This window comes from Zavarzinia aquatilis, assembly GCF_003173035.1.
GTDB lineage: Bacteria > Pseudomonadota > Alphaproteobacteria > Zavarziniales > Zavarziniaceae > Zavarzinia > Zavarzinia aquatilis.
Window position 1 is genome coordinate 301,630 of the sequence record NZ_QGLE01000001.1, and the last position, 25,436, is coordinate 327,065.

The 25,436-nt window shown below is 66.7% G+C and carries 22 protein-coding genes; 10 read left to right on the forward strand and 12 right to left on the reverse strand.

Annotation, left to right across the window (positions count from 1 at the left end; translation table 11 throughout):
- Positions 1-351 (forward strand): cupin domain-containing protein, encoded by a 351-nt coding sequence (locus DKG74_RS01500; protein WP_109901872.1) that lies wholly within the window; start codon positions 1-3, stop codon positions 349-351.
- On the opposite strand, the gene DKG74_RS01505 is transcribed toward DKG74_RS01500, so the two are convergent.
- The 4 genes from DKG74_RS01505 to DKG74_RS01520 all read right to left on the reverse strand — a co-directional run bounded on the left by DKG74_RS01505 (position 336) and on the right by DKG74_RS01520 (position 5,482).
- On the reverse strand, positions 336-1,214 hold the full coding sequence (locus tag DKG74_RS01505) for an RNA methyltransferase (RefSeq protein ID WP_109901874.1): 879 nt from the start codon (positions 1,212-1,214) through the stop codon (positions 336-338). The two genes, DKG74_RS01500 and DKG74_RS01505, sit on opposite strands and share 16 nt — an antisense overlap.
- Positions 1,211-2,881 (reverse strand): citramalate synthase, encoded by a 1,671-nt coding sequence (gene cimA, locus DKG74_RS01510; protein WP_109901876.1) that lies wholly within the window; start codon positions 2,879-2,881, stop codon positions 1,211-1,213. Before cimA ends, DKG74_RS01505 begins: the two co-directional genes overlap by 4 nt.
- 4 nt (positions 2,882-2,885) lie before the next feature.
- Positions 2,886-4,274: a cysteine--tRNA ligase gene (cysS, locus tag DKG74_RS01515; RefSeq protein WP_109901878.1), complete on the reverse strand. Its 1,389-nt coding sequence runs from the start codon at positions 4,272-4,274 to the stop codon at positions 2,886-2,888.
- Between the two features lie 104 nt (positions 4,275-4,378).
- Positions 4,379-5,482 carry a GGDEF domain-containing protein gene (locus DKG74_RS01520; protein ID WP_109901880.1) on the reverse strand — a complete coding sequence of 368 codons (1,104 nt, stop codon included), beginning with the start codon at positions 5,480-5,482 and terminating at the stop codon, positions 4,379-4,381.
- Positions 5,483-5,807: 325 nt separating this feature from the next.
- Here DKG74_RS01520 and DKG74_RS01525 point away from each other — a divergent pair, with 325 nt between their 5' ends.
- On the forward strand, positions 5,808-6,473 hold the full coding sequence (locus tag DKG74_RS01525; RefSeq protein WP_109901882.1) for an XRE family transcriptional regulator: 666 nt from the start codon (positions 5,808-5,810) through the stop codon (positions 6,471-6,473).
- Between the two features lie 15 nt (positions 6,474-6,488).
- Here the strand turns inward: DKG74_RS01525 and DKG74_RS01530 are convergent, their stop codons facing one another.
- The 4 genes from DKG74_RS01530 to DKG74_RS01545 form a co-directional block, all read right to left on the reverse strand.
- A complete protein-coding gene (locus DKG74_RS01530; protein ID WP_165837475.1) occupies positions 6,489-7,496 on the reverse strand; it encodes a GGDEF domain-containing protein in 1,008 nt (335 codons plus the stop codon).
- 249 nt (positions 7,497-7,745) lie between these two features.
- Complete coding sequence (gene gltX, locus DKG74_RS01535; RefSeq protein WP_109901886.1) at positions 7,746-9,062, reverse strand: glutamate--tRNA ligase; 1,317 nt, start codon at positions 9,060-9,062, stop codon at positions 7,746-7,748.
- A gap of 68 nt (positions 9,063-9,130) precedes the next feature.
- The gene (locus tag DKG74_RS01540) at positions 9,131-9,610 is read right to left on the reverse strand and encodes a L,D-transpeptidase family protein (protein WP_109901888.1); all 480 of its coding nucleotides are present in this window, start codon (positions 9,608-9,610) and stop codon (positions 9,131-9,133) included.
- A 45-nt stretch (positions 9,611-9,655) separates the two neighbouring features.
- Positions 9,656-10,603: a Gfo/Idh/MocA family protein gene (locus tag DKG74_RS01545; protein ID WP_109901890.1), complete on the reverse strand. Its 948-nt coding sequence runs from the start codon at positions 10,601-10,603 to the stop codon at positions 9,656-9,658.
- Positions 10,604-10,684: 81 nt separating this feature from the next.
- On the opposite strand from DKG74_RS01545, the gene DKG74_RS01550 reads away from it, so the two are divergent.
- A complete protein-coding gene (locus tag DKG74_RS01550) occupies positions 10,685-11,575 on the forward strand; it encodes a protein-methionine-sulfoxide reductase heme-binding subunit MsrQ (RefSeq protein ID WP_109901892.1) in 891 nt (296 codons plus the stop codon).
- Here the strand turns inward: DKG74_RS01550 and DKG74_RS01555 are convergent.
- Positions 11,496-12,881 carry an MFS transporter gene (locus DKG74_RS01555; RefSeq protein ID WP_165837476.1) on the reverse strand — a complete coding sequence of 462 codons (1,386 nt, stop codon included), beginning with the start codon at positions 12,879-12,881 and terminating at the stop codon, positions 11,496-11,498. The genes DKG74_RS01550 and DKG74_RS01555 overlap by 80 nt on opposite strands.
- 279 nt (positions 12,882-13,160) lie before the next feature.
- Between DKG74_RS01555 and DKG74_RS01560 the strand changes: the two genes are divergently transcribed.
- The 3 genes from DKG74_RS01560 to DKG74_RS01570 are packed head-to-tail and all read left to right on the forward strand — an operon-like array spanning position 13,161 to position 15,569.
- Positions 13,161-13,880: a hypothetical protein gene (locus DKG74_RS01560; RefSeq protein ID WP_133251463.1), complete on the forward strand. Its 720-nt coding sequence runs from the start codon at positions 13,161-13,163 to the stop codon at positions 13,878-13,880.
- An 11-nt stretch (positions 13,881-13,891) separates the two neighbouring features.
- Positions 13,892-14,338, forward strand: a complete 447-nt coding sequence (locus DKG74_RS01565; protein WP_109901898.1) for a MarR family winged helix-turn-helix transcriptional regulator — start codon at positions 13,892-13,894, stop codon at positions 14,336-14,338.
- A 58-nt stretch (positions 14,339-14,396) separates the two neighbouring features.
- Positions 14,397-15,569: an acyl-CoA dehydrogenase family protein gene (locus DKG74_RS01570; RefSeq protein ID WP_109901900.1), complete on the forward strand. Its 1,173-nt coding sequence runs from the start codon at positions 14,397-14,399 to the stop codon at positions 15,567-15,569.
- Positions 15,570-15,620: 51 nt separating this feature from the next.
- On the opposite strand, the gene greA is transcribed toward DKG74_RS01570, so the two are convergent.
- The 3 genes from greA to carA form a co-directional block, all read right to left on the reverse strand.
- The gene (gene greA, locus DKG74_RS01575; RefSeq protein WP_109901902.1) at positions 15,621-16,094 is read right to left on the reverse strand and encodes a transcription elongation factor GreA; all 474 of its coding nucleotides are present in this window, start codon (positions 16,092-16,094) and stop codon (positions 15,621-15,623) included.
- Positions 16,095-16,191: 97 nt separating this feature from the next.
- Positions 16,192-19,419 carry a carbamoyl-phosphate synthase large subunit gene (gene carB, locus DKG74_RS01580; protein ID WP_109901904.1) on the reverse strand — a complete coding sequence of 1,076 codons (3,228 nt, stop codon included), beginning with the start codon at positions 19,417-19,419 and terminating at the stop codon, positions 16,192-16,194.
- A complete protein-coding gene (gene carA / locus DKG74_RS01585; RefSeq protein ID WP_109901906.1) occupies positions 19,412-20,617 on the reverse strand; it encodes a glutamine-hydrolyzing carbamoyl-phosphate synthase small subunit in 1,206 nt (401 codons plus the stop codon). The genes carB and carA overlap by 8 nt, the downstream gene beginning before the upstream one ends.
- Before the next feature lie 197 nt (positions 20,618-20,814).
- Here carA and DKG74_RS01590 point away from each other — a divergent pair, with 197 nt between their 5' ends.
- From DKG74_RS01590 to DKG74_RS01605, 4 genes are all read left to right on the forward strand, one after another.
- Positions 20,815-21,270, forward strand: coding sequence for a GatB/YqeY domain-containing protein (locus DKG74_RS01590; RefSeq protein WP_109901908.1), 456 nt, complete (start codon positions 20,815-20,817; stop codon positions 21,268-21,270).
- Positions 21,271-21,493: 223 nt separating this feature from the next.
- Positions 21,494-24,040 (forward strand): tetratricopeptide repeat protein, encoded by a 2,547-nt coding sequence (locus DKG74_RS01595; protein WP_165837477.1) that lies wholly within the window; start codon positions 21,494-21,496, stop codon positions 24,038-24,040.
- 12 nt (positions 24,041-24,052) lie between these two features.
- The gene (locus DKG74_RS01600; RefSeq protein ID WP_133251464.1) at positions 24,053-24,745 is read left to right on the forward strand and encodes an SGNH/GDSL hydrolase family protein; all 693 of its coding nucleotides are present in this window, start codon (positions 24,053-24,055) and stop codon (positions 24,743-24,745) included.
- Positions 24,739-25,407: a hypothetical protein gene (locus DKG74_RS01605; protein WP_133251465.1), complete on the forward strand. Its 669-nt coding sequence runs from the start codon at positions 24,739-24,741 to the stop codon at positions 25,405-25,407. The genes DKG74_RS01600 and DKG74_RS01605 overlap by 7 nt, the downstream gene beginning before the upstream one ends.
- The last annotated feature ends 29 nt before the right edge of the window (positions 25,408-25,436 follow it).

Genomic DNA, 25,436 nt, shown 5'->3' on the forward strand with positions numbered 1-25,436 from the left:
GTGAGTGCGAAAATCGTGAAGATCGGCCTGTGCCAAGGCGCGGGCGAGGCCGGCGCGCCGTCCCGCATCCTGTCGGGGCAGCCGACGACGAGACTGTGGAATGACTATACCGATGCCGGCGGGCGCTTCTTTTCCGGCGTCTGGTCGTCGACCGAAGGCAGCTGGGCCGTCGATTATTCGGAAGAAGAGGTCTGCGTGATTCTCGAAGGCCGGGTCCGCCTCACGGCCGAGGACGGCACGGCGCAAGACTTCGGTCCGGGCGACAGTTTCGCCATCCCCGCCGGCTTCAAGGGCACCTGGACCACCATCGAGCCGGTGAAGAAACTCTATGTAATTTACGAACCGGCCTGAGGCTTGCGCGGGCGGGGATTGGGCTGGCCCCGCTGATAACGCCGGGTCAAGGCGCGGACGACACCGCGTAAAGTCCGCACGTCCTGTCCTGTCGGCTCCGCCCGCTGGATGAAGCTGACGATGTTGCGCACCATCGAAGGTTTCTTCTCGACCGGGCGCAGGAAACCGGCGTCATCGAGTTCCGTCACCAGATGATCGACAAGGCCCTGAACCTCGGCCTGGGTGGCGGGTTCGGTCTGGCCGATGCGCAGGAATTTCTCCGGCACCTCGACCTCGAGCATGTGCCATTCATAGGCGACGAGCAGTACCGCCTGAGCGAGGTTCATCGACCAGAAGCGGGGCGAGGTCGGCACCGACAGGATCGTGTGGGCGAGGGCGATGTCGTCGTTCTCGAGCCCGGTGCGCTCCGGTCCGAACAGGATGCCGGCGCGCTGGCCCTCGTCGATCAGGGCGCGGAATTCTAGGGCGGCGCGGCGCGGCGTGACCACGGGTTTCACCATGTCGCGGTCGCGCGCCGTCGTCGCATAGACCCTTGTCAGGTCGGCGACCGCCTCGGCCGTGGTCGAATAGACTTTGGCGTCCTGCAGGATCCAGTCGGCGCCGGAGGCGGCGGAAAAGGCACGCTCGTTCGGCCAGCCGTCGCGCGGCGCGACGAGGCGCAGTTCGGTCAGGCCGAAATTGGCCATGGCACGGGCGGTCGTGCCGATATTCTCGCCCATCTGGGGCGTGACCAGGATGACGATGGGGCCGGGGCCTTCCTTCGGTCCGACGCCGACACCCTTGGGCTTCGGGCGGGAGCCGATGCCGACGCCGAAAGGATTGGCGCCTTCGGCGCGCAGCGGCCGGTCTTCCTCGTCGCTCATTCGGCGGGGCCCGTGCCGGCCGGGGCGCCGTCGCGATAGAGCTTGAAGACGATGGCATCGGCGAGGGCCTGGAACGAGGCTTCGACGATATTGGCCGAGACGCCGACGGTCGACCAGCGGTTGCCCGCCTTGTCCGCGCTTTCGATCAGCACGCGGGTCACCGCGCCGGTGCCGGCCTGCCAGCGGTCGACGCTGACCGGCGCCTCGCTCTGCGCGGTGCCATTGCCGAGCTGCAGGATGCGCACCTTGAAATCGACCAGCTCGAGATCGTCGATATAGGATTGATATTTGCCGAGGTCCTGACGCAGGGCGGCGTCGAGGGCGTTGACCGGGCCGTTGCCTTCGCCAACCGACAGCATCCTGTGACCGTCGACCTGCACCCGGACGATGGCTTCCGAGACGGTGACCAGCTCGCGCCGGGCGTTGTAACGCCGCTCGACCAGCACCTTGAAACTGTCGACGAAGAAATAATCGGGCACCTGACCGAGCACGCGGCGCGCCATCAGCTCGAAGGAGGCATCGGCGCCGTCGTAGGAGTAGCCCTGGAACTCGCGCTCCTTCACCTCTTCGAGGAGGCGGTCGATGCGGCTGTCCTTGGGGTCCAGCTCGATATCGACGTCGCGCAGGCGGGCAAGGATGTTCGATTTGCCGGCCTGGTCGGAAATCAGCACCTGCCGCTCGTTGCCGACGGCCTCGGGCGGGACATGCTCGTAGGTCTTCGGGTTCTTGAGGACGGCCGAGACATGTAGCCCGCCCTTGTGGGCGAAGGCGGCCTGACCGACATAGGGCGCGTGCTTGTTCGGACTGCGGTTCAGAATCTCGTCGAGCAGGCGCGAGGTCGGCGTCAGATGCGCCAGCGCCTTTTCGCTGATCCCGGTCTCGAACCGGTCGGCGAAGTCGGGCTTCAGGCAGAAGGTGCCGATCAGGCTGACCAGATTGGCATTGCCGCAACGCTCGCCAAGGCCGTTCAGCGTGCCCTGGACCTGACGCGCGCCGGCCAGCACGGCAGCCAGCGAATTGGCGACCGCATTATCGGTATCGTTATGGGCATGGATGCCGAGGCGGATGCCCGGGATGGCGTCCACCACGGTCGACACGATGCGCGAGACTTCATGGGGCAGGGTGCCGCCATTGGTGTCGCACAGCACGACCCAGTCGGCGCCAGCACCATGGGCGGCACGCAGGCAGTCGAGGGCATAGGCGGGATTGGCCTTGTAACCGTCGAAGAAATGCTCGGCGTCGAGCATCGCCTCGCGGCCTTTGGAGCGCAGATGGGCGATGGACTCGCCGATGATGTCGATATTCTCGCTGCGCGGAATTTCCAACGCGACATCGACCTGGAAATCCCAGGTCTTGCCGACGATGCAGATCGCGGGCGCCGTCGTCCCGGTGAGGCCGGCGAGGCCCGGGTCGTTGTCGGCGCTGCGGCCCGGCCGCCGCGTCATGCCGAAGGCGGTGACGCGGGCGCGGGACAGGGCGGGCGGCGCGGCGAAAAAGGCGCTGTCGGTCGGATTGGCGCCCGGCCAGCCGCCCTCGACATAATCGACGCCGAGCCGGTCGAGGGCGAGGGCGATGTTCCGCTTGTCCTCGACCGAAAAGTCGACGCCCCGCGTCTGGGCGCCGTCCCGCAGCGTCGTGTCGAACAGATACAGCCGTTCCTTGCTCATGACCCTATGCCCGTTTCCACTTGGTCCCTGTCGGCCCGTCCTCGAGGATCACGCCTTTTGCGGCGAGATCGTCGCGGATACGGTCGGCTTCGGCGAAATTCTTCGCCTTGCGCGCGGCCTTGCGCGCCTCGATCAGGGCTTCGATTTCATCGTCGGTCGGGCCGTCTTCGCTGCCCGCCGGTTTCCAGCGGAACCATTGATGCGGCTCCTGCGCCAGGATGCCGAGGGCTTGCCCCCCGGCCTTCAGGCGGGCGGCGGCCTCAACCAGGGCATCGCCCGTGCCGCACTGGTAGCCTTCATTGGCGATGGCGTGCAGCTCGGCGATCGCCTGCGGCGTGTTCAGATCGTCGTCCAGCGCCGCCTCGACCGCTTGCGGAACGGCGGCGGGGGCGATGGCGCGGCCAAGATGCGCCTCGGCTTTCTCGATCAGGCCGTACCAGCGGTCGAGCGCCTGACGGGCGCGGACGATACCCTCGTCGTTCCAGTCGATGGGCGCGCGGTAATGGGTCGAGAGCATGTTGAGGCGCAGCGCCTCGCCCGGGGCCTTGGCCAGCGCATCGCGCACGACGACGAAATTGCCGAGGCTCTTCGACATTTTCTCGCCATTGACGGTCAGGAAACCGTTGTGCACCCAGTAGCGGACGAAGGGCGCGCCATTCGCCGCCTCGGATTGCGCCACTTCGTTCTCGTGATGGGGAAACACGAGATCGCGGCCACCGCCGTGGATGTCGAAGGTCTTGCCGAGTTCGGCAAGGCTCATGGCCGAGCATTCGATATGCCAGCCCGGCCGGCCCCGGCCCCAGGGGCTGTCCCAGCCCGGGATGTCGGGCGCCGACGGTTTCCACAGGGTGAAATCCGCCGGGTCTTTCTTGTAGGGGGCGACATCGACGCGGGCGCCGGCGATCAGCTCGTCGCGGCTGCGGTTCGACAGTTTGCCGTAGTCGGCCTTGGCGCCGACGCTGAACAGGACATGGCCCTCGGCGACATAGGCGAAGCCGCGTTCCACCAGGCGCCCGATCATGGCGATCATGTTGCCGATATGCTGGGTCGCGCGCGGCTCCACATCCGGGGGCAGGGCGCCCAGGGCGGCCATGTCCTCGTGAAAGGCGGCGGCGGTGCGCGAGGTGATGACGCCGATGGGCTCGCCCGACTGGGCGGCGCGGGCGTTGATCTTGTCGTCGATGTCCGTGATGTTGCGGACGTAGCGAACCTCTGCGTAGCGGCGCTTCAGCAGGCGGTAGAGCACGTCGAAGACGATGACCGGGCGGGCATTGCCGATATGGGCGAAGTCATAGACCGTCGGTCCGCAGACATACATGCCCACGGAATCCTTGTGCAGGGGGACGAATTCCTCCCGCTTGCCCGTCGCGCCATTGTGCAGAACCAGAACCACGACCCGATCTCCCGTCAAGGCGACAGGCTTTAGCAGATCGGATCAGGCCGGTCCATGATCCGGCTCGATTTTCACATGGTGCGCAGTGTGTGGGGCGCGCGGCGTCAATAGTCGTGATTGTCGTCGTCTTCCCAGACGACGGCATTGCGGCCGGCGTTCTTGGCGGCATAGAGACGATGGTCGGCCCGCGCGGCCAGGGTCGACAGCGTATCGCCCGGCATGAATGAGGCGACGCCGATGCTGATGGTGACGAAGACGGTTTGTCCGTCGAAGGTGAAGGCATGGGCGGCCAGACGCTTGCGCAGGCGGTCGGCGACCTCCGCCGCCCGGAATTTCGGCATTCCCGGCAACAGGATCATGAATTCCTCGCCGCCCGTGCGGCCGACCAGATCGCCGCTCCTGACCGTCGTCTTGATCAATTCGCCGCAGGTGCGGATCACTTCGTCGCCCGCGGCATGACCATAGCTGTCGTTGACCCGCTTGAAGTGATCGAGGTCGAGGGCGAGCACGCTGCCGCTCTCGCCCCGGACACCGCCCGCGGCGACGAATTGGCCAAGGCTGGTCAGAAATTGCTCGCGCCGGAGCACGCCGGACAGGCCGTCGGTGACGGCCCGCGCCTTCGCGGTCAGAAAACTCCGATAGGCCCGGCGACCAAGGGCATAGCCGAACAACCCGCTGGACAGGATGATCGCAATCGCGAGGCCAATGACCGGCGGGGTGTGGATCAGGCTGCCGGCGGTGATTTCTCTTCCCGGCCGGAAGCCGACCAGGGTCGCCATCCGGCCGCCCTCGTCGGTCTTTCGGGTGGAGATCAGGACGAAACCTTCCAGGGCACTGCCATCGCCAGCAATGCCGATTTCACGGCCTTCGCAGGACTGAGTGGCGATCCGCTGCAACTCGCCTTCGGGCATCAGCGGAACAACGGGTCGTGAGGCATCACGCAGTTGCCCGACGCAGGCGTCGACGCTCCCGGACACCAGAGGAAAGGTCGCGACCGTGGTCGCGACCATCTTGCCGGTGGAATGCGGTGGCATGTCGCCGCCTTCGATCGCCTGCCGGATCTGCTGCGCCGCCTGCGCGAGGTCGTCATCAATCCGGCGGCCGGATTCGGCGATGAAAACCGCCGTGCCGATGGTTGTAAGCACGGCCCCGAAGCTCGCCGCGAGGATCGCCACATGAAGGGGCTTGAGCGCCTTTACCCGATCCAACGCGAGACCCCTGAGTAATGGTGTTTCGCAGGCGCGCGGTCTTCCTCCCGGAAACCTGCCGCTCCTGTCCAAAGAGACAACGCGAACGCCGACTGCGTCATGGACTTGACCGTTCAGAGGGGATGGCGTCTGCTTCCGCTTGCCCCCCGGCAGGAAGAGAAGTAGCGAAAATGAACCACGGCGTATCCCTCGATTCAAGTCGATTGCCTGTAGTGCACGCGAGAAAGTGCGAGCCGGTGGGAAAAGAAACGCGATTTATCGCGCCATCTGGCAAGTGCTGCGAACGCAGCCGGTCTTGTCCTCAGGTGATGAACAACGGTGTGTCATGACCAGTGTCGGCGCGCGGCTGTCTCGCTTCCGGCAGAAATTGGGACTCAGTCAGGAAGAACTGGCGGTTCAGCTCGGCGTCGCCGAGCGCACCTATCAGGCCTACGAGCGCAATGAGACCGAGCCCCGTTGCCACGTCCTCAAGGCGCTCGCGGATGTCGGCGGCGATCCGACCTGGCTCGTCACCGGGCGCACGCCCGCGGTCGGTCGGGATCGTGCCGAGGCCACGGGCTCGCCGATGTTCCTCGCCATCCCTCATTTCGCCGAAACATTGCGTCTGCCGGGGGAACAGGACGTTGATGGCGAGACGAGCCACGCGGCGCTGAGCCTGACGCATGATTGGGCTGCCGGCCTCACCGGCTGCAATCCAGCCGATCTGGTCCATGCCTTCGCGGGCGATGACGCCATGGCGCCGGTCATCGCGGTGGGCGATCTGCTGCTCATCGACAACTCCGACTGCGATTTGCGCCACGGACGCCTCTATGCCTTCCTTTCGTCTGACATCTTGCTGATCCGGCGGATTGGCCGAACTGTCGCCGGTCAGCTTCTGCTCGTGACGGAAGACGTCCGCTATCCGGCCGAACCTCTGCCGATAGCCAATGGCGAAGCCTCCTTCAGCGTCATTGGGCGTGTTCGGTGGCACGGCCGGCGCCTGCCGGACTGAGTGGGGCCGGGCGTTTCAGTAATCGTGGTTGTCGTCGTCTTCCCAGACGACGCAGTTGCGGCCATGGGCCTTGGCCAGATAGAGCCGGCGGTCCGCGCGGTCCATCAGGGCTTCGATCGAATCCGTGCTCATGAGCGACGCCACCCCGGTGGACATGGTGACGAAGAGGTCGCGGCCGTCGAAGCAGAAGGCGTGCGACGCCATCTGCTTGCGCAGGCGGTCGGCGACTTCGGCGGCGATATATTTCGGCAGGTTGGGCAGCAGGATGGCGAACTCCTCGCCACCGACGCGGCCGACGATATCGCCGTCGCGCACCGCCGCCGACAGCAGACGCCCGCAACTGCGGATCACTTCGTCGCCGGCGCCGTGGCCAAAGCTGTCGTTGATCGACTTGAAGTGGTCGAGGTCGATGGCGAGAAGGCTGACCGTGCCGCCCATTTCATGCACACGGTCGACCGTCTGCCGGACATTGGCAAGAAACTGCTCGCGTCGCAATGCGCCGGATAATTCGTCGGTGAAGGCCTGCTGCCGGATGTTCACATAGGCTCGATACTGGCTGCGCCGCAGGAAATAGCCGAAGAGGCCGGCGCTCAGGCTGATCGAGATGGCCAGTCCCATCATCGCTGGATTGCTCAACAGAAAGCGGATGCCGGTGATATCGCTCTGGCGGATCGTGGTCGCCTCGACGCGGACGGAACGGTCGTCGCCGCCGAGGGCCCTTAACACCGTGAAGGCGCCGCCTTCGCCCTCGGGCGTCACGACGACGGCCGCGCCACGACAGACGCCGCCAGCGAGGGCGGTCCGGGCCTCTGCCAGGGAGACCTGCGCCTGTCCGTCCAGCCATTGAACCAGCCGCTCCGTGCAGATATCGGCGGTCGAACGCGGCACTTCGGTTCTCGATTTGGCGATGCTGACCATCGGGCTCAATGTTCCGGACGATGTCGACCCGTCGGGAGCATTGCGGATGGTCTCGGCCAGGGTGCGCAGATCGGATTCGACCTGGGCGTGCAGGATCTCGAGCATGATCTGCAAGCTTACGAGGGCGAGGACGAACCCGAATAATCCCGACGCCAGCGCAACGAAAATCGGCTGGAGACGGCGTTCCGACTGCAGGGGATGTTCTGGCGTCGAGCGAGGCATGGTTGGAAAGTCAGGCCCTCTGGGTCAGCGATCAAGAGGGCATGAACGCCCGTCCCTGCCACAATCTCTTTGCACCCGAGACGGCAATGAACATTGATACTGATCAAGTAAAACCCTGGGGACAAGGTTCATTCACGCCAAACGCGACTTAATTTCCTGACTTTTTATCAGAGGGAGAATTGTCTTCATTTCGGGGCCATGGGCGCGGCCGGTCAGCGCGAGGCGGAGCGGCAGGAACAGCGCCTTGCCCTTGGCCCCGGTCGCCGCGGCGATGGCCGAGGTCCAGCGCCCCCAGCTCTCGCCATCGAGCTCGGCCGGCAACAGGTCGGCGGCCACGGCGAGGACGCCCCTGGCATCCTCGATCTCCACGCGCTCGACGGGGCCGGTCACCACCTGCCACCAGTCGGCGGCATCGCCGACGACGGCGATATTGCCGCGTACCGCCTGCCAGAACGCGGCATCCGCGCCCGCCGGCAGGCGCTCTCGCACCGTCTCGAAGTCGAGATGTTGCAGGACATGGGCGGACAGGGTGCGGAGTTCCGATGGATCGAAGCGTGCGGGCGCCTTGCCGAAACGGGACAGGTCGAACCCCTCGATCAGGGCGTCCCGCGCCGCGACCGGTTCCACCGGATCGGCGGTGCCGAGACGGGCGAGCAGGGCATCGACCGCCAGCGCCTCGATCCCCTCCGCCCGCAGCGAGGCGAGCGATAGCGAGCCAAGGCGCTTGGACAGGCCGGCGCCCGTGCCGTCGACCAGCAGCGAGAGATGGCCGAAGGCGGGCACCGCGCCGCCCAGTGCCTCGAACAATTCGATCTGCACGCCCGTGTTGGTTACATGGTCTTCGCCGCGGATGACATGGCTGATGGCGAAGTCGATGTCGTCGACGACCGAGGTCAGGGTGTAGAGCGGCTGGCCGTCGCTGCGGATCAGCACGGGATCGGACAGGGAGGCGGTATCGACCACCGTCTCGCCCTTGACGAGGTCGGGCCAGGACAGGCGCCGGCCGTCGAGACGGAAGCGCCAGTGCGGGGCACCGCGTTCCGCCGTCAGCCGCGCCTTGTCGGCCTCGCCCAGCTTCAGGGCGGCGCGGTCGTAGACCGGCGGACGGTGCTGCGCGATCTGCAGCTTGCGGCGGAGTTCCAGCTCTTCCGCCGTCTCCCAGGCGGGGTAGAGCCGGCCGCTGGCCTTCAAGGCGGCAATGGCCTCGTCATAGCGGGGAAAACGGTCGGACTCGCGGGCGAAAGCGTCCCAGTCGAGGCCGAGCCAGCGCAGGTCTTCCTCGATGGCGGCGGCGAATTCGGCGGTAGAGCGTTCCCGGTCGGTATCGTCGAGGCGCAGCAGGAAGCTGCCGCCGTGCTTCCGGGCGAAGAGCCAGTTGACGAGGGCGATGCGCGCGTTGCCGACGTGAAGCCGGCCGGTGGGGCTGGGGGCGAAGCGGACGGCGACCATGTCAGGCGCGGCGGGCGAGGGGGCGGGTCATCATGGCGGCAAGGATTAGCCGCCGGCGCGTGGCTTGGCTAGGGTCTGATCTCGATCGGGGTGCCGTCGGGCACCAGCGACCAGATTTCCCGGATGGCGTCGTTGGAGACGGCGATGCAGCCGGCCGTCCAGTCCCAGGGCAAGGTCACGGCGTCGGGCAGGGCGTTGGGCTGACCGTGGATCATGATATCGCCGCCCGGGGACAGGCCCCGCTTCGAAGCTGCGGCGAGATCCCACGGCTCGGGATAGGAAATCCGCAGCGAGAGCGTATATGCCGAGGCGGGATTGCGCCCCTCGATGCGGTAGAGGCCTTCGGGCGTCCGCCCGTCGCCCTCCACCTGCTTGCGGCCCTCGGGGGCGGAGCCGAGGTGGATGTCGTATTCGCGGACCAGGGTCTCGCCTTCGTACAGGCGAAGTTTCCGCTCCGCCTTGGTCACGAGGATACGGTCGACATCGGCGCAGGCCGGCGTCGCCGTCAGCAGCATCAGAAGGGAAAGGGCGGCATATCGCATCGACATGCCGCCGAGACTATGGCCTCGCCGCCATCCCTGCGGTGAGGCGGATCACAGGTCGCGCGCCGCCTTTAGCCGCTCGGCGAGGGCGAGGGTCTGCACCGCCTGATCGGGGGTGACCCGGGGCGGGCGCCTGTTGCGGATCGCGTCGAGGAAATCGGCGAGTTCATCGAGCAGGGGCTCGCGCCGCTCGATCGGAACCGGCGTCTCGACCACGCTGCCGCCTTCGCCCGGGCGGCGGATCACCAGGGTCTGGGCGATATAATCGGCGACGGCGCCGGCTTCGGTGCCCAGCACCTCGAGGGTGCGGATGCGGATCGGTGTCATGCGGCTGGCGCTGATCGCGGCGAGAATGCCGCCCGGAAAGCCGACGAGGGCGGTCGCGTAATCGTAGCCGGGGACATCGGCGCCGCGCAGGCCATCGACCTGCGCCCTGACCGCCTCGGGCCGGCCGAGGAGGTCGAGCACGACGTCGATGTCATGCACCATCAGGTCGTCGATCACGTCCACATCGACGATACGGCCGGCCTTGGCCAGGCGCCGGGCGGTGACGGCGTGAAGGGGGCCGAGCTGCGGCAGCGCCGCCTTCAGCGCGACCACGGCGGGATTGAAACGCTCGAGATGGCCGACGGCGAGGGTGACGCCCGCCGCCTTGCCGAGGTCGGCGATGCGCCGGCCTTCCTCGGCCGACAGGGCGAGGGGCTTTTCGATCATGCAGTGGATGCCGCGGCGGATCAGATGATCCGCGAGGTCGGCATGGGTGACCGAGGGCGTGACGATGGAGACCGCGTCGACCTTGGGCAGGCGGTCCAGCGTCTCGAAGGTGGTGACGCCGAAAGCCTTGGTCGCCTCCGCCCGGTTGGCTTCGCTCGGATCGACGGCGCCGACGATCTCGACACCCGGCAGACGGGCGTAGCAGCGAAGGTGATTGCGGCCCATCATGCCGCAGCCGATGACGGCGACACGAAGCGGTGAGGGGGGTGCGGCGGTGGCGGTCATGATCGCGTCGATTAGACCCTGCCCGGGCAAAAGGCAATGGCCCGCCGTAACTTCGCCGCAGCGCGATACGAATGTTCTGCCATGACGACGACCGCTTCCTCTCCGGTGAAATCCCCGGCCTTTCCCTGGCAAGACCGGCGGGGCCGGCTGTCCTGGCTGAAACTCGCGGTCTTCGCCGCGCTGTTCGTGCCGGCGCTCTTCATCGCCGGGCAATGGGCGGGCGGCGACCTCATGCCGCGCCCTCTCAATGCCGTCATCCATCTGACCGGCCTGTGGGGGATGCGCCTGCTGTTGTTGTCGCTGTGCCTGACGCCGCTGCGCGCCGGTCTTGCGGTGCCGGAATTCGCCCTGCTGCGGCGGATGCTGGGGCTCGGTGCCTTCGCCTATATCGCCGCGCATTTCCTGCTCTATGTCGGCGATCAGGCCTTCGATCCGGTCGCGATTGTCGCGGAAATCGTCGGGCGCTTTTATCTCACCATCGGCTTCATCGCCCTGATCGGTCTTTGTCTGCTGGCCGCGACCTCGACCGATGGCATGGTCCGGCGCCTTGGCGGTGTGCGCTGGCGGCGGCTGCACCGGATGACCTATGGCATCGGGCTGCTGGCCCTTGTCCATTTCTTCATGCAGTCGAAGGCCGATCCGGCGGAAGCGACGGTGGCCGCCGGGCTCTATCTCTGGGCGCTGGCGCGGCGGCGCTGGTCTTCGCCCGTCGCGATCCTGCCTCTGGTCGCCGTCTCCGGGCTCGGCGCGGCCTTGGCCGAGGCGCTTTTCTTCTTTGCCTTACGCGGCATCGACCCCTTGCGCGTGCTGGCAGCCAATCTCGATGTCGAATTCGGCCTGCGCCCGGCGCTCTGGGCCGGGCTGATCGCCGCCGCGGTCGAGGTCGCCGGGCTTATTCGCCGGCGCGCCGCGCGGACAGCACACGGTGCACCTCGGCCAGCCGCGCCGCGTCGAGCGGGAAGCGCGCCATGATCGCCGCTGCCGCGAGATTCATGGCGAAGGGCAGGAACACGAAGACCGCCATCAGCGCCCCGGTGCCCGCGATCGGCTGACCGGCGGGGGTGCTGGCCGCCGCCTCGGGCGAGAAGCCGAACAGGGCGAGCAATGGATAGGTCACGCCGACGGCAAGGGCGAAGCCGACCTTGTTGGTCATGGTCAGCACGCCGAAGAACAGGCCGGTGCGATTGTGACCGCTGCGCATTTCGTCCTCGTCCGCGACATCGGCCATGATCGCCTTCAGCAGGAACGTGCCGGAGGCATAGCCGAGGCCATAAAGCAGGGTGATCACGGTCAGCGTGGTCGAATCCCCGGGCTCGATCAGCAGGAAACAGAGGGCGAGGACGCAGTTCCACAGGGCGCCCAGGGCAAAGGCGCGGTGCTTGCCGAACCGCTGCGATATCGCCATCCAGGCCGGAATGCCGACGATGCCGGCAACGAAATAGCCGAGCAGCAGGGTCGAGGTGATGCCGGGCGTCCGCGCCACGGCCTCGATCATGAAGATGAAGAGCGCGCCGGTCACCGCCGGCGGCACGCCCGCCAGCAGATCGGCAAGCAGCACCCGGCGGACCAGCCTGTTGCGGGCGACGGTCAGGACGGTTTCGCGCAGCCCGGGATGGCTGGACGGTCCTGTCGTGGCGGTGGACGGATCGGGCACCTTGATCGCGCACCACAGCACGCCCAGCGGGAAGATGGCGATGATGAACCAGCCCATGGCGGCGATATGCTCCGCCTTGGTGCCGCCGCGCATCTGCTCGATGAGCGCGGGCAGGGCGAGCAGGGCGACGATGCCGATGATGCCGGCCATTTCCCGCCAGCCCTGGATCCGGCTGCGCTGGTGATAATCGGGCGAGAGTTCCGCGCCCCACGACATATGGCTGATGACCCCGAGGGCATAGCCGGCATACATCACGACGAGCCAGCACAGGACATAGAGCGGTCCGGCGCCCGCGGGCGGCATGAACATCTGCCAGGCACCGAGACCCATCAGCGGCACCGCGAGCACGAGCATCGAGCGGCGGCGGCCGAAGCGGCTGCGCACCCGGTCGCTGACGGCGCCGAGGCCAAGATCGGCCGCGAGGTCGAACAGGCGGCACAGCATGAAGATCTGCCCGACCACGGTCAGGCCGAGGCCGAGATCATTGGCGTAGAAGGGCGGCAGATAGACCGCGACGGGCAGCCCGACGGCATAAAGGCCGAGGGCCGGCGCCGCGAAGGCGAAAAGCGTGCCGACGCCGACGGGCCTGGACGCGGCCCCGGCCGCACGATGGACGCTGCTCATGCCACTCTCCCCGCGGCGCTGCTTTGTCATTCTTGTCGGTGCGCCGCCGCAGGCAGGTTTGCAAGCCGGCCAGGTGAAGGTCAAGGCAAACCGCTTACCTTTTATTCACGTTTTACGCGCATGATCATCATCAGAAGGCCCTGAAACATCCCCTCAGGCTTCTTCGTTTCCTCTCTTTACTGGTCAATGACCCAACCCTTCGCCTGACCCCTCGGTGAAGGGTTTTCTTTTTCCATTTAAAATGACAATTTATCAGAAATTGGAGGGGGGGTTAGAGTCATGCCAGCCTTGTCGCGTCTGCCGGCTGTTGCCGTGTGCCGGGAGCCGGAAATTCTGACGGCGCCGGTCGTCGATGCCCCCGCGCCCTGGGCGATCCGGGGCCGGGGCTATGTCTCGCTGATGCGGGGCCCCGCGGCGGTGCTGGATGGCGATCCCTTCATCGCCCCGGCCTTGCGTGGCAAGCGGCGCCCCGGGCGGCTGGCCATCCTGATGCTGGTCGATTACGCCGACACGCCCGCCGGCCCTTATCGCGAACTGCTCTATATTCCCGGCAGCTATGACTTTCACGGCCAGCATTTCTGGTCGATCAGCCGGATCTTCGTCTCGACCCTCGACAGCGTGGTCAACGGCCGCCGCAACTGGGGCATTCCCAAGGACAAGGCGGATTTCAACTTCACGCCGACGGCGCGGGGCGAGCGGATCACGGTGACCGTGGACGGCCGGGAAATCGCCGGTTTCGACTATGACCGGGCACGTTTCACGCTGCCGGTGACGACGGCGATCATTCCACGATCCTTCCGATGTCTCGGCCAGGTGATGGGCGATCATCTCTTCACCCTCGCGCCCGGGGCCAGGGGCCGGGCGGGATTGTCGCGCCTGCGCGATTGGCGCACCGACGGAGAATTCATGCCCGATCTCTCGGCCCTGAAACCGGTCCTGTCCGTCGCCATCCCCCGGTTTCACATGAGCTTCCCGGTCGCTAGTATCACGCCGCTCTGAGGGAGGCAGTCATGGTGGACAGGCGTGCGATTCTGCTGGCGCGGGCGATCGTCGTCCTGTTTCGGGATTTCGAGCTGGTGGCCCGGGAAGCAGACATTACCGTGCCGCAATACCGTTTCCTGCTGTTCCTGAAGCGGGGGCCGAAGCGGGCAGGGGACCTCGCCCTGCAGGCGGCGGTCGGCAAGCCCACCGCCTCGGCCCTGATCGCGGAGATGGAAAAACGCGGCCTGATCACCCGCGAGCCCGATCCCATGGACGCCCGAAGCATCCGCCTTCGCCTGACCGAGGAAGGCCTCGCCCGCCACGGCGCCTTCGAGGCGGCGCTCGCCCGCAAGCTCGAAGACCTGATGGGCGAGAAGGCCGACGACATCCTGGGCGCGGCGACCGAACTCGCCTATCTGATAGACGCCCGACGCGATCTCGCCTCCCTCGAACAGGTCGGCGACCTCATCGCTTGACTCACCGGCGCTTCCGCCAAATAGTTCGTGCCACGAACTATAAAATCGGGAGAGAGCCATGGAGCTGACCAGCCAGCACGAAGACCTGCGCCGCACGATCCGTCGCTTCGTCGAGGACGAGATCAATCCGCAGTGCGATGCCTGGGAGGAGGCGGAAATCTTCCCGGCCAAGGCGCTGTTCCGCAAGATGGGCGCCCTCGGCCTCCTCGGCATCAACAAGCCGGAGGATTTCGGCGGTCTTGGTCTCGACTATTCCTATGCCGCCGTGGCGGCGGAGGAATTCAGCCGCATCCGCTCGGGCGGCGTTTCCATGGCGATCGGCGTGCAGACCGACATGGCGACCCCCGCGCTCGCCCGCTTCGGCTCGGACGAACTGCGCCGCGACTTCCTCGTGCCGGCGATTTCGGGCGATGCCGTCGCCTGCATCGGCGTGACCGAGGCCCACGCGGGGTCGGATGTCGCGGCGATCCGCACCAGGGCCGTGCCGGACGGCGACGACCTCGTCATCACCGGGTCCAAGATCTTCATCACCAATGGCACGCAAGCCGACTGGATGTGCATGTTGGCCAATACGTCCGACGGTCAAAAGCACCAGAACAAGTCGCTGATCATGGTGCCGCTGAAGGACGACAAGGGGAACCGGGCCCGGGGCGTCACCGTTGCCCGCAAGCTGAAGAAGATGGGGATGCACTCGTCCGACACGGCCGAGCTGTTCTTCGACGAGGTGCGGGTGCCGAAGCGCAACATCATCGGCGAGCCGGGCATGGGCTTCGTCTACCAGATGCTGCAATTCCAGGAGGAGCGGCTCTACGGCGCCCTGTCCTCCATCGGCGGCTGCGACTGCACGATCGAGGAAACGATCGAATACACCCGCAACCGCAAGGCTTTCGGCAAGTCGATCCTCGACAATCAGGTGGTCCATTTCCGCCTGATCGAGCTGATGACCGAGGTCGAGGCGCTGCGCGCCCTGACCTGGAGCGCGGTGGAAACCCATGTCAAAGGCGGCGACTGCACCGTCCTTGCCTCCATGGCCAAGCTGAAGGCGGCCCGCCTGACGCGCGAGGTGAACGACAGCTGCCTGCAATATTGGGGTGGCATGGGCTATATGGCCGAGACCATGGTCTCGCGCCGCTATCGCGACGGGCGCCTGACCTCGATCGGCGGCGGCGCGGACGAGGTGATGATCGGCATCATCGCCAAATTCAAGGGGCTGCTGCCCGGCCGGGGCTGACCGGCGTCATGCGCGGTCGCCCCGGCGTGGGCCGGGGCGACCGCTACGGTCTCAGCCGAACTGGACCTTGAGGATTTCGTAGGACTTGTGACCGCCGGGCGTCGTCACTTCGATTTCGTCACCGACGGTCTTGCCGATCAGCGCGCGCGCGACGGGCGAGGACACGGACAGGCGCCCGGCCTTCACGTCCGCCTCGTCGACGCCGACGATCTGGTAGACGACCTCGTCATCCGTGTCGATGTCGACCAGGGTGATGGTCGCGCCGAACTTGATCACCTGACCCGAGAGTTTCGAGACGTCGATCACCTGGGCGCGGGAAATCTTGTCTTCAAGCTCGATCACGCGGGTTTCGATGAAACTCTGCTTTTCCTTGGCGGCGTGATACTCCGCGTTTTCCGACAGATCGCCGTGTTCACGCGCAGCGGAAATGGCCTGGATCACCGCGGGCCGGTCCACCGTCTTCAACCGCTTCAATTCGGCTTCGAGGGCTTCATACCCCCCCGCCGTCATGGGCACTTTTTCCATCGCCCCTCTACCTGATTATGGGCACGCCCCAACTGTAGGCCACCGGAGTTGCGACCGCCCGGCCAGCCTGACAGGGCCGACCGGGCGGTCGCGGGGATCAAGTGTAGGATTGCAGCGGGGCAACTTCAAGGCGCCCGAGGCGAAGCGCCGCAATGGCCAGAACCGCCGCCTCTGCCCCCGCCGTTGTCGTGTAGTAGGGGATCTTGAGGGTAAGGGCGGTGCGCCGGATCTCGTAGGAGTCGTGGATCGACTTCGAGCCTTCGGTCGTGTTGAACATCAGCGCGATCTCGCCGTTCTTCATCGCGTCGACGATATGCGGCCGGCCCTCGAGCACCTTGTTCACGCGCTTGGCGGGAACGCCGTTTTCTTCGAGGAAGTCGGCGGTGCCCTTGGTCGCGACGATCTCGAAGCCCATGGCGACGAGCTGGCGCGCCGGCTCAAGGATCTGATCCTTGTCGGCCTTGCGCACCGAGATGAAGACCTGGCCCGATTGCGGCAGGCGCGTGCCCGAAGCGAGCTGCGACTTGGCGAAGGCCAGCTCGAAGGTCTTGTCGAGGCCCATGACCTCGCCCGTCGACTTCATCTCGGGGCCGAGCAGGATGTCGACGCCGGGGAAGCGGGCAAAGGGGAAGACCGATTCCTTGACCGCGACATGGTCGAGCTTCTTCCAGGCGAGGCCGAAGCTGGCCAGCTTCTCGCCGGCCATCACGCGGGAGGCGATCTTGGCCACCGGCTCGCCGATGGCCTTGGCGACGAAGGGCACGGTGCGCGAGGCGCGGGGATTCACCTCGAGCACGAAGATATCGTCGCCCTGGATCGCGAACTGCACGTTCATCAGGCCGACGACGCCGAGCGCCCGGGCCATCTGCTCGGTCTGACGCTTCAACTCCTCGACGACCTCTTTCGAGAGCGTGTAGGGCGGCAGCGAGCAGGCCGAGTCGCCCGAATGGATGCCCGCTTCCTCGATATGCTCCATGATCCCGGCGACATAGACCGTCTCGCCGTCGGCGAGGGCGTCGACGTCGACTTCCGTCGCCTGGTTCAGGTAGCCGTCGATCAGCACCGGATTGTCGCCGGAGACGACCACGGCTTCGGTCATGTAGCGGTTGAGGCCGGGGATATCGCGCACGATTTCCATCGCCCGGCCGCCGAGGACGTAGGACGGCCGGATGACGACGGGGAAGCCGATCCGCTCGACCACGGCGCGCGCTTCCTCGGCGGAGGTGGCGATGCCGTTGTTCGGCTGGCGCAGGTCCAGCTTCTGCAGCAGGGCCTGGAACCGCTCGCGGTCCTCGGCGACGTCGATCGCGTCGGGCGAGGTGCCGAGGATGGGAATGCCGGCGTTTTCCAGCGCCTTCGACAGTTTCAGCGGGGTCTGGCCGCCGAACTGGACGATGACGCCATGGACCGTGCCGTTCTGCTTCTCGGTCTCGATCAGCTCGAGCACGTCTTCCGCGGTCAGCGGCTCGAAGTAGAGCCGATCCGAGGTGTCGTAGTCGGTCGAGACCGTCTCGGGGTTGCAGTTGACCATGATGGTCTCATAGCCCGCTTCGGTCAGCGCGTAGCAGGCATGGACGCAGCAATAGTCGAACTCGATGCCCTGGCCGATGCGGTTCGGCCCGCCGCCCAGGATGACGACCTTCTTCGCGTCGCTCGGCTGGGCTTCGCATTCCGGCTCGCCGAAATCGGCCGACTCATAGGTCGAATACATATAGGGCGTGCGGCTGTCGAATTCCGCGGCGCAGGTGTCGATGCGCTTGAACACCGGGCGGACGCCGGCAGCGCGGCGCGCGGCGCGCACCTTCTGCTCCGTCGTGTTGCCGAGCTTGGCGAGGCGCTTGTCCGAGAAGCCCATGGCCTTCAGGCGGCGCCAGCCGGCGGTGGTCTCGGGCAGGCCGCCCTCGATCACCCGGGCTTCCTCGGCGACGATCTCCTCGATCTCGCGCAGGAACCAGGGGTCCATCTTGGTGATCTCGGCGATCTCCTCCATGGAGAGGCCGGCGCGGAAACCGTCAGCGACGACGACGAGGCGGTCGGGCACGGGCTTGCCCAGCTCGACCTCGATCAGGTCGCGGTCGCCGTGCAGGCGCTCGACGGGATCGAAGCCCGAGAGGCCGGTTTCCATCGAGCGCAGGGCCTTCTGCACCGATTCCTTGAAGGTGCGGCCGATCGACATGGCTTCGCCGACCGACTTCATCGCCGTGGTCAGCAACGCTTCCGAGCCCTTGAACTTCTCGAAGGTGAAGCGCGGCATCTTGGTGACGACATAGTCGATGGTCGGCTCGAACGACGCCGGGGTAACGCCGGTGATATCGTTCATCAGCTCGTCCAGCGTGTAACCGATGGCGAGCTTGGCGGCGACCTTGGCGATGGGGAAACCGGTCGCCTTCGATGCCAGGGCGGAGGAGCGCGAGACGCGCGGATTCATCTCGATCACGACCATGCGGCCGTCCGCGGGATTGATCGCGAACTGGACGTTGGAGCCGCCGGTCTCGACCCCGATCTCGCGCAGCACCGCCATCGAGGCGTTGCGCATGATCTGGTATTCCTTGTCGGTCAGGGTCAGCGCCGGCGCGACGGTGATCGAATCGCCGGTGTGGATGCCCATCGGATCGACGTTCTCGATGGAACAAATGATGATGCAGTTGTCCGCCTTGTCGCGGACGACCTCCATCTCGTATTCCTTCCAGCCCGCGACCGACTCCTCGATCAGGACTTCGGTCGTCGGCGAGGCGTCGAGGCCCGAGGTCACGATGCGGTCGAATTCTTCCCGCGTGTAGGCGATGCCGCCGCCGGTGCCGCCCAGGGTGAAGCTGGGGCGGATCACCGCGGGCAGGCCGATGTCGGCGAAGGCGTCCATGGCTTCCGCCATCGAATGGGCGACCCGGGACTTCGGGCTTTCCAGTCCCAGCTTGTCCATCGCGTCGCGGAAGCGCAGGCGGTCCTCGGCCTTTTCGATCGCCTCGCGGTTGGCGCCGATCAGCTCGACATTGAACTTCGCGAGGGTGCCGTCGTCGGCGAGGGCCATCGCCGTGTTCAGCGCGGTCTGGCCGCCCATCGTCGGCAGAAGGGCGTCGGGCCGCTCCTTTTCGATGATCTTGGCGACAATCTCGGGCGTGATCGGCTCGATATAGGTCGCATCGGCGAGACCCGGGTCGGTCATGATGGTCGCCGGGTTGGAGTTGACCAGGATGACCCGGTAACCCTCGTCCTTCAGCGCCTTGCAGGCCTGGGTGCCGGAATAGTCGAACTCGCAGGCCTGGCCGATCACGATCGGCCCCGCCCCGATGATCATGATCGAGGAAAGGTCGGTACGCTTAGGCATGGGACTTCACCAGGTCGATGAACCGATCGAAGAGATAGTGGCTGTCCTCGGGGCCCGGCGAGGCCTCGGGGTGGTACTGGACCGAGAACACCGGCTTGTCCAGCATCCGCAGCCCCTCGTTGGTGCCGTCGAAGAGGGAGACGTGAGTCTCCTCGGCATTGGCGGGCAGGGTCTCGGGCAGGACCACGAAGCCATGGTTCTGGCTGGTGATTTCCACCCGGCCGGTGGTCTTGTCCTTGACCGGATGATTGGCGCCGCGGTGGCCCTGCTTCATCTTGGCGGTCCTGGCGCCGAGGGCGAGGGCCAGCATCTGATGGCCGAGGCAGATGCCGAACACCGGCTTGCCGGTCTCGATCAGGCTGCGGATGACGGGCACGGCATAGACGCCGGTCGCCGCCGGATCGCCCGGGCCGTTGGACAGGAAGATGCCGTCGGGCGAAAGGGCGAGGATCGCCTCCGCCGAGGTATCGCCCGGGACGACCGTCACCCTGGCGCCGGTCGCGGCGAGGCAGCGCAGGATGTTCCGCTTCACGCCATAGTCGATGGCGACGATGTGGAACTGCGCATTCTCCTGCCGGCCGTAACCCTTGCCGAGGGACCACAGGGTCTCGTCCCAGGTATAGGACTGGCGACAGAACACCTGCTTCGCGACATCGAGGCCTTCGAGGCCGGGAAAGGCCGCGGCCTTGGCCTTCAGGGCGTCGAGGTCGAAGGTGCCGGTCGGGCTGTGGGCGATGACACCGTTGGGCGCGCCGGAAGCGCGGATCAGCCGGGTCAGGCGGCGGGTATCGACCCCGGCGAGGCCGACGAGACCACGCTGCTTCGCCCAGGCATCGAGATGGCTTGCCGCGCGCCACGAACTCGGCTCGGTCACGTCGGCGCGCAGGATCAGGCCGCGGGCGGCGGGGCCGACCGATTCGATATCCTCGAAATTCGTGCCGACATTGCCGACATGCGGGAAGGTGAAGGTGATGATCTGGTCGGTATAGGAGGGATCCGTCAGGATCTCCTGGTAGCCGGTCATCGAGGTGTTGAAACAGACTTCGCCGACCGCGTCGCCCGTGGCGCCGAGGCCGCGGCCCCAGAGGGTCGTGCCGTCGGCGAGAACGAGAACGCCGGTCGGCTTGGCGCCCGCCGCCTGGTCGGCGGTTGGGCGCGCGTCGTCAGGAATGCTGCCCCGCGGGGGGAGCGGGGGCATGGTGTCTGGCGTCGTAGGCATCAGGGAACTCCGCGGCGGGGGGTACCCGCCGGTCAAATCGGGCGGACCATAAAGGCGGGTGGCGCCCGCGTCAAGGGATCGGTCACGATAGAAAGTGCCATTTTGGTCAACGGCTTATGGTCTATGCATGACAGGTGCGCTAATGTGCCGGCCCTTGAGAGAAGAGGATGGGAACCATGCTGCGCGATGAACTGAATGCCGCCCTGAAGGAGGCGATGCGCGCCAAGGAGATGCTGCGGGTGACGACGATCCGCATGATTCTGGCCGCCTTCAAGGACCGCGACATCGCCGCCCGCACCGATGGACCCGATGGCGGCGTCGGCGAGGCGGAGCTCGTTACCGTGATGCAAAAGCTGATCAAGCAGCGCCGCGATTCGGTCGAGGCCTATGAGAAGGGCGGCCGCCCCGAGCTTGCCGACAAGGAAAAGGCGGAAATCGCCGTCATCGAGGGCTTCATGCCCAGGCAGATGGACGAGGCCGACGCCAAGGCGGCAATCGCCGCCGCCATCGCGGAGCTGGGCGCTTCGGGGATGAAGGACATGGGCAAGGTCATGGCCCTGCTGCGTGAACGGCACGGCGGTGTGATGGATTTCGGCAAGGCCAGCCCCTGGGTCAAGGCGGCGCTGGGCTGAGTCAAGGGGTTAATGCCTGGTAACACAAAAGATATCGCCAAAATGAGGTGGATATAGTCTAATCGGTGCGAAATGGATCAGGCCCGGCGGACCTTCGCGCCTGTTGGTTCTTGCCCTTGGAATGACCCGCTCGATGACGTCGACCACATCCGCAGATCTCGGGAGACCCGGCATCCGGGCCGGTTTATTCGCGTCGCTGCTCCTGGCCGCATTCGGTCTTGGCGTGCCGCTGGGTGGCGCCGTCGCGCAAAACGCGCCGGCTGGCCCGGCGGCGGCCCCGGAAGCCACGTCGCCGTCGTCGCTGCAGTCGCTGCAGTCGCTGCTCGACCGCGCTTCGTTCTGGCGCCAGCATGGTCGGCCCGATCTGGCGCAGCAACTGCTCGAACAGGTTCTGAGCATCGACCCGGCGAATGTCGAAGGGATCTATCAATCCGGCCTCGTCGCGATCGAGGCAGGGGAGGAGCAGAAGGCCGCCGGCTTTCTCGAAAGGCTGACGGCCCTGGCGCCTTCGGACACGCGCGTCGATCGCCTGAAGCAGTCGCTCGCCCGGGGACGGATTTCTCCGGCCCTGATCGAACAGGCACGCGCGGCGACGAAGGCGGGCGATGCCGCCGGGGCGGTTGCCTTCTACCGGCAGGCCTTCGCCGGATTGCCGCCGCCCCTCGAATTCGCGGTCGAATATTACAACGCCCTGTCCGGGACCGAGGAGGGGTGGGCGGAAGCGCGGGAGCGGTTGGGCGCGCTCGCGCGGCGCAGTCCCGACGACAAGGGCCTGCAGCTCGATTACGCCAAGGCCCTGACCTATCGCGAAGTCACCCGGCGTGACGGGATCGCCATGCTCGCCCGCCTCGCACCGACATCGGAAGAGGCGGTGAGGGCGTGGCGCAACGCGCTGCTCTGGCTGAACGCCGCACCGGCGGACGAGGTGCTGTACCGCGACTATCTCGCCGCCCATGCCGACGACAAGGACGTGGCCGACCGGCTGACCGTGCTGACGGCGCCGATGAAGCCGGATACGGCGGACAGGGCGGTTTCGCTGGCCTATACCGCCGTCGCCGACAAACGTTATGCGGAAGCCGAGAAGCTGTTCCTGATCGCGCTCGGTTTCGATGCCAACAACACATCGGCCCTGACCGGCCTCGCCAGCCTGAAGATGAACGCCGGCCGCCAGAAGGAGGCGCAGGACTACATGGACCGGGCGGTGGCGATCGACCCCAGCCTGAAGGAGCAATATTCCGACCTTTATCGGGCGGGGGCCTTCATGTCCGGTTATGGCGCCGCGCAGGCCGCCGCACGGGCCGGCCGGCTCGACGAGGCGGAAAGGCTGCTGCGGCCGCTGATCGGCGCCGGCTACAAGGAACAGAGGCTGGCAGTCGCGCTCATGGCCAGCGTGAAGGAGCGCCAGCGGAAATACGCCGAGGCGGAAAAGCTCTATCGCTCGGTCCTGAAGGCACGTCCCGGCGACAAGGATGCCACGGCCGGGCTCTATCGCGTTCTCGTCGCCCAGAACCGCATGGCCGAGGCGAAGGCGCTGGAGGCGCGCGTGCCCGCCGACCTGCGGGAGCGGATGCAGGGCAGTCTCGCCGCCGCCGAGGCTGACAAGCTGCGCAAGGAAGCGGAGGCGCTGGCCCAGGCCGGCAATGCCGCCGGTGCCCGGCAAGCCTATAATCAGGCAGTGTCGAAATTGCCGGGCGATCCCTGGCTGCGCCTGTCCTACGCCCGCTTCCTGCTGCGGCAGGGCGATTATCAGGGCGCGGACGGGTTGATGACCCTGGCGTCGACAGGCCCCGCGCCCAGCGCCGAAGCCCTTCATGCCGCCGCGCTCTACGCGCTCGACCGCGGGAAGCCGCAGGAAGCGGCAGCCCTGCTGAACCGTATCCCGGGGCCGAAACGTACCCGGGACATCAAGGCGCTGGCCGACGATATCGCGCTGAAGAACACACTGAAGGCCGCGCAGCTCGCTGCTGCTTCCGGCAATCGCGATCAGGCGCAGGCGACCTTCCGCAGCCTTGCCCAGCGCAAGGATCTGACCCCCGCCATGCAGGGCGAGATCGCCAATGCCCTGTCGGAACTCGGCGACAAGCCGGGCGCCCTCGCGCTGGCGCGCCGGGAATTGGCCAAGCCGCTGCCGGCAGGTGCGAAATTCGGCGACTACGCCGCCCTGCTTGGTGTCGTCGCCCGGGAAGGCAACGAGTCCGAGATCGAGCCGCTGGTCGCCCGTCTTCAGCCGCTCGCCCGCAATGACGACGACCGGCGCCAGCTTTCTGCCCTGCGCAACGGCCTCATCGCCGATCGGGCCGACCGGGCGCGTCAGGCCGGCCGCCCGCAGGAGGCCTATGATCTGCTCATCCCCGCGTTGCAGGCCGATCCGAACAACGAAGGCCTTCAGGCGGCGCTGGCGCGGGTCTATTCCTCCGCCGGCATGTATGGCGAGGCGACAGCGATCTACGACCGGCTGCTGACGCGGGCACCGGGTGACCGCGATCTCGCCCTGCAGGCGTTCTGGGCCGCGATGGGCGAGGGCGATCACGACCGCGCGCGCGACCTGATCGACCCGCTGCTCGACAGCGGCTGGCAGAGTTCGCAGCTTTATTATGCCGACGGCTTGCTCGCCCGGGCCGAGGGCGACACGGGGCAGGCGATCCGATCCCTCGAAAAGGCGCAGGCCCTGCGGGCTGGCGAACTCGGTGTCAGTCTGACGGATATGTCCATCCGGCCGGGCAGCCCGGGGACCGCCCCCGTCCCTGCCACCTATCCCCCTCTCAGGTGAGAAGCAGAACAGATGAGTGCAATTCTGGCCGGCATGGTCATCCTGCTGATCGGCGACAGTCACATGGTGCACGAAGGTGGGCTGATCGACCTTTTGCCCCCGGCGCTGACGGCGGATGGCGCCAAGGTCTATGCTTACGGCGCCTGCGGCACGACACCGACCGATTATCTGACGCCAAAGACGACCGATTGCGGCATCTCTTCCCGTGTCGGCACAGGTCCTGTCCAGCGCGCCAAGGGCACCGGACAGCCGGTATGGGATGCGCGGGAGCTCATCGCCAAGACCAAGCCGAACCTCGTGATCGTCGTCATGGGCGATACCCTCGGCGCCTACAAGTCGGCTGACTTTCCGAAGGCCTGGGTGTGGGATCAGGTGACCTCGCTGACCGGCGAGCTGAAATCCGCATCGCTGTCCTGCGACTGGATCGGCCCGCCCTGGGGCACCAATAATCCGGCTTTCGGCAAGACCGAAGGCCGCGTGACCGAGCTTTCCGGTTACCTCGCCCAGATCGTCGGCCCCTGCCGCTATGTCGATTCGACCGCCTTCGCCGCGCCCGGCGCGTGGAAGAGCATCGACGGCCAGCACCTCGATGCCGCCGGCTACAAGGCCTGGGCTGCTGCCCTGCGCACGGCGATCGAGCAGAAGGCCGCCGCCCCGGCCGCCGCCGCGCCGGCCAAGCCGGCGGGGAGCGACGAGCCATGGTAAGGCGCGCCGCTGTCCTATTCCTCGCGATGATCCTCGCGCCGCTGGCCGCGCGGGCGGAGGAAATCCGCCTCTACCCGACGGGGCCGGGCGTCATTTCGGGCTATGTCCGCTTTCTCGACGCGGCGGCGGCGCCGGTCTCGGTCTCGACCGGGCCGGCCAGCCTGTCGCTGGGGGACGGCGGCGACAATCTGATCGGGCGTTTTCAGGCGGTGCCGGCGCGTGCGGCGCAGCGCGCAACCCTGACCGCGCCCGGCGGCAGCAGCGTGGTCGAAGTGACGGTGGAGCCGGACGAATTCGTCACCATCGCCATTCTCGCCGACGGCAAGAGCCTGGTGATCCGCGACAAGCCGCAGGATTTCAACGCCCTGAAGGCCGACATCGCCTTTCTGAACGCCGATCCGGCCTGCGTGGACGCGAAGCTGCGCGCGGGTGTGAAGAAGGTCGTGGTCTTCGACAAGATCGCGCCGGGCGGCATCGCCCGCCGACTGGTCAACCCGGCCGCCGCCGTGGTCGAGGCGGCCTGCGGTGATGTGGACATCGCCGGCCCGCTCGACCTCGGCACGCTGGAGCCGGCCGGGCGGTACAGTATCGTCATCGTGCCCGACGGGGCCGGTGGCCGGCGCCTGATCGGCGGCCGCGACGAACGCGCCAACTACAACTGACGACCGCGACCAGCGCCCGGGACATTCGC